At 75.0% G+C, this 4371-nt stretch carries 4 protein-coding genes; 3 read left to right on the forward strand and 1 reads right to left on the reverse strand.

Going from position 1 to position 4371, the window contains the following annotated elements:
• Positions 1-48 precede the first annotated feature (48 nt).
• The 3 genes from ACFU99_RS34710 to ACFU99_RS34720 are packed head-to-tail and all read left to right on the forward strand — an operon-like array spanning position 49 to position 4143.
• Entirely contained in the window at positions 49-1803 is a 1755-nt protein-coding gene (locus tag ACFU99_RS34710) for an IucA/IucC family protein (protein ID WP_384399892.1), read from the forward strand.
• The gene (locus ACFU99_RS34715; protein ID WP_384399883.1) at positions 1800-2975 is read left to right on the forward strand and encodes a type III PLP-dependent enzyme; all 1176 of its coding nucleotides are present in this window, start codon (positions 1800-1802) and stop codon (positions 2973-2975) included. Before ACFU99_RS34710 ends, ACFU99_RS34715 begins: the two co-directional genes overlap by 4 nt.
• A gap of 46 nt (positions 2976-3021) precedes the next feature.
• Positions 3022-4143: a methyltransferase domain-containing protein gene (locus ACFU99_RS34720; protein ID WP_384399886.1), complete on the forward strand. Its 1122-nt coding sequence runs from the start codon at positions 3022-3024 to the stop codon at positions 4141-4143.
• Here the strand turns inward: ACFU99_RS34720 and ACFU99_RS34725 are convergent.
• Positions 4086-4371 (reverse strand): GNAT family N-acetyltransferase (locus ACFU99_RS34725; RefSeq protein ID WP_384399889.1); only part of this gene is annotated, 286 nt, incomplete at its 5' end. The genes ACFU99_RS34720 and ACFU99_RS34725 overlap by 58 nt on opposite strands.

Here is a 4371-nt window from a genome sequence, read left to right on the forward strand (position 1 = left end):
CCCCGGCACCCCGTCCGCCTCCGCACCCGCACCCGCTGGAGCCGCTCCATGTCAACCGCCCCCACCCCGACGACCGTGACGGCCGCGCCCGCGGCGCCTGTCGCGCCGGCCGTGCCCCACGCCGACCACGTCGTCGCCCACACCCTCCTCAACTGCCTGCTCCGCGAGGTCTCCGGCCCCGAGCACCAGACGGCCGTGACCGGCGGCCGGCTGCTGCTGCGGATGCCGCGCTGCGGCGTGCTGCTGGGGATCGGGCTGCGCCGCACCTCGCTGATCGGCGCGCACCGGTTCACCGGGCCGCCCGCCGAGCAGCGCGACGGGGGCTGGCGGGAGGTGTCCTGGCAGACCCTGGCCGAGTACATCCGCCGCGAACTGGAGCTGCGCACCGGAGTCCGCAACGACGAGTTCCTCGACCAGGTCGCCGCCACGCACGCGGGCGTGTCCGCCGCCCTGCTGCCGGGAAGCCGTCCAATTGGCCGTCCGGCAGGGGAAGACGCCTATCTGGACTCCGAGCAGTCCCTCCTCTTCGGCCACCGCTTCCACCCCACGCCCAAGGCCCGCACCGGCCGCGACCAGGACTGGGAGCGGTACGCGCCGGAGAGCGGGGCCCGCTTCCCGCTGCACCACCTCGCGGTGCGCGAGCGGTGCGTACGGCAGGAGCACGTCCGTACGGGCGCGGGGCTGCCCGGCCCGCTCGACGCCCTGGACCGGCAGCGGGCCGTGCCCGACGGGTACCGGCTGCTGCCCGCGCACCCCTGGCAGTACGCCATGCTCCGCGACCACCCCGCCCTCGTCGCCGCCGTCGAGCGCGGAGACGTCCTCGATCTCGGCCCCGGCGGACCGGAGTTCGCGCCCACCGCGTCCGTGCGCACGCTCTACGACGGCCGGGACTTCCTCAAGTTCAGCCTCAATGTGCGGATCACCAACTGCCTGCGCAAGAACGCCGTGTACGAGCTGACGGGGGCCGTCGCGCTGACCCGCATCCTGGAGCCCGTCGCGCGCGACCTCGCCGCCCGATTCCCCGGCTTCGAGCTGCTGCGCGAACCCGGCTACCGCACGCTCGACCTCGGCAGCCGCGAACTGGCCGAGGGGTTCGGGGTGATCGTCCGCGAGGGGCTGGACGCCCGGCTGCGGCCCGGCGTCACCGGGCTGCTCGCGGCGGCCGTCGCCGACGAGTACCCGACCGGCTCCGCGCAGCTGTCCCGGCTGCTCGGGGACGCGGGCCCCGAGACGGCCCTGGCCTGGTGGGACGCCTATCTGGAGCTGCTGGTGCCGCCGGTGCTCGCGGCCTATCTCGACCACGGCGTCGTCCTCGAACCGCACTTGCAGAACGTCGTCGTGGGGGTCGGCGGCGACGGGATGCCGCGCCAGGTCCTGCTGCGCGACCTGGAGGGCGCCAAGCTGCTGCCCGAGCACCACGCCGCGCCGCTCGCGGGGCTGCCGCGGGAGGTGTCGGAGCCCATGACGTACGGGCGGGAGCGCGGCTGGGACCGTGTCATCTACTGCCTGCTCGTCAACCACCTCGCCGAATTCGTCGCCGCCCTCGCCGACCGGCATCCGCCGCTCGAAGCCCGGCTGTGGGCGGCCGTCCGCCGCGTCCTCGCCGAGCGCGCCGCCGCGCACGGGAATCCGCCGCCGCTGCGGGCGCTGGTCGCGGGGGTGCCGCTGCCCGCGAAGACCAATCTGCTGACGCGGTGGGAACGGCGGGCCGACCGTGAGGCGGGGTATGTGCGCATCGCGTCGCCGCTCGTCGGCGACCTGCTGTCGGGCGCGGCCGGCACCGGGTTCGGGAGCGCCACATGATCACTGCCCGAGCAGCCGAGCGCGCGCACGCGCTGACCGAACTCCCGGCGTACGTATACGACCTGACTGCCCTTGCTACGCACGCCGGAGCCGTGCGGGCGGCGCTCCCGCCCTCCGTGGAGCTGTACTACGCGGCGAAGGCCAACCCGGCCCCGGAGCTCCTTGAGGCCCTCGCCCCGCACGTCAGCGGCTTCGAGGTGGCCTCGGGCGGCGAGCTCGCGCACGTACGGACGGCCGCTCCCGGGGTGCCGCTCGCCTTCGGCGGGCCGGGCAAGACGGAGGACGAGATCGGAGCGGCGCTGGAGGCGGGCGTGGAACGCTTCCACGTGGAGAGCGAACAGGAACTGCGCCTGCTGGCCGCCGTCGCCTCTCCCCGGCGCGCTGTGGAGGTCCTCCTACGGGTCAACCTGCCGCTGGACGCGGCGGAACTGGGCGGGGCGGCGCTGGCGATGGGCGGCCGCCCGAGCCCGTTCGGCCTGGACCCGGACCGGGTGGAGGCGTGCCTGCCCCTGTTCGCCGGCGGGGGCCCGCTGCGGCTGCGCGGCATCCACGCGCACCTGGCCAGCGGCCTGGACGCGGGCGCGCAGCTCGCGGTGGCGACCCGGATCGCGGACTGGACCCGCGACTTCGAGGCCCGGCACGGCCTCGACCTCACCGAGGTGGGGGTGGGCGGCGGCATGGCCGTGGACTACGCGCGCCCGGCCGAGCGCTTCGACTGGACCGCGTACGGGGAGGGCCTGCGCGCCCTGGCCGACCGGCACCCGCGCCGCACGCTCCGCGTCGAGCCCGGCCGGGCGCTGACCGCCTACTGCGGCTGGTACGTCACCGACGTGCTCGACATCAAGCACAGCCACGGCGAACCCTTCGCGGTCCTCCGCGGCGGCACCCACCACATGCGCACCCCGGCGGCCAAGTCCCATAGCCACCCCTTCACCGTCCTCGCGAACGAGACCTGGACCAGACCCTGGCCCCGCCCCGGCGTCCGCGACACCCCGGTCACCCTCGTCGGCCAGCTCTGCACCCCCAAGGACGTCCTGGCCGCCAGGGCCCATGTTCCCGAACTCCGCGTGGGCGACCGCGTCGCCTTCGCCCTCGCCGGCGCCTACGCCTGGAACATCTCCCACCACGACTTCCTCATGCACCCCCCGCCGTCCTTCCACTACCTGACCTGACCGGCATGCCGGGCCCGTTGTCAGTGGCGGATGCGACGATCGGTCCATGACCACCGAGTACTGGGACGCCGCCGCGACCGACTTCGACGAGGCCGCCGACCACGGCCTGCGCGATCCGTCCGTACGGGACGCGTGGGCCGCCCGGCTGCGGTCCTGGCTGCCGGAGGAATCCGGTGACGTGCTCGACGTCGGCTGCGGCACCGGCTCCCTGTCCCTGCTCGCGGCCGAGCAGGGACACCGGGTCACCGGCGTCGACAGCTCGCCCCGCATGGCGGAGCGGGCCCGCGCCAAGCTCGCGGCGGCCGGTGAGACGGCTGAGGTGCTCGTCGGCGACGCCGCCGAACCGCCCGTGGGGGAGCGGCGGTTCGACGTCGTCCTCGCCCGCCATGTGGTGTGGCTGCTCCCCGACCCCGGGCGCGTCCTCGCGCACTGGGCCGGGCTGCTGCGGCCCGGCGGCCGGCTCGTGCTGATCGAGGGGCGGTGGGGCGAGTCCGAGCGCGTCGGCATCCCCGCCGAAGAACTGACGCGCCTCCTCGCCCCGACAGCCGCCCGCACCCAGGTCGAGCACCTCGCGCACGACTCGCGGCTGTGGGGCCGCCCGGTCGCCGACGAGCGGTACGCCTTGATCGCCCACCCGGTACGCCCTGTCCGCCCCGCCCGCCACAAGGAGATCGTCGACGTCCATCTGATCCTGCGGCGGGGCGGGGACGTGCTGCTCGGGCGGCGGGTGGGGACGGGGTATGCGGATGGGCTGCTGCACGCGCCGTCGGGGCATCTTGAGGAGGGGGAGGACGTGCGGGAGGCCGTGGCGCGGGAGGCTTGGGAGGAGGTCGGGGTCGAACTGGAGCCGGAGGGGCTGCGGGTCGCGTTGGTGATGCAGCATCGGGCGCCCGACAGTGCCGCGCGCATCGGGTGGTTCTTCGAGGCCGATGTGGCGGACGGGTGCGGGGAACCCGTGAACCGGGAGCCGCACAAGTGCTCGCAGCTCGACTGGTTTCCGCTCGACGCGCTGCCGGACGACATGGTCGCGTACTGCCGCGCCGCGCTGGACGCCTACCGGCGGGGCGAGCGGTTCGTGCTGCATCTGCACGAGAGCGGGGACGGTATCGGTTACGCGCCCGGCGCGCCCTCGCGGGCCGTGGCGCTGCCGCCGAGCTCGCGTACGTAGCGCCATTCGGCGGCGGCCGGCTCGTAGCCGAACCACTTGTTGATGGCGAGCATCGGGGCGTTCTCGTCGTCGTTGCCCGTGAACGCCTCCGTGCAGCCGGCGGCGCGGGCCAGGCGCAGGGAGCGGGCCTTGACGAGCTTGGCCAGGCCCCGGCCGCGGAAGGCGCGGCGGGTGCCGGTCCCGCCGGAGACGTAGCGGGTGCGGCCGTCGGTGTGGGCGATGGTGATC

The sequence above is a fragment of the Streptomyces sp. NPDC057654 genome, assembly GCF_042800135.1.
Taxonomy (GTDB): Bacteria; Actinomycetota; Actinomycetes; order Streptomycetales; family Streptomycetaceae; genus Streptomyces.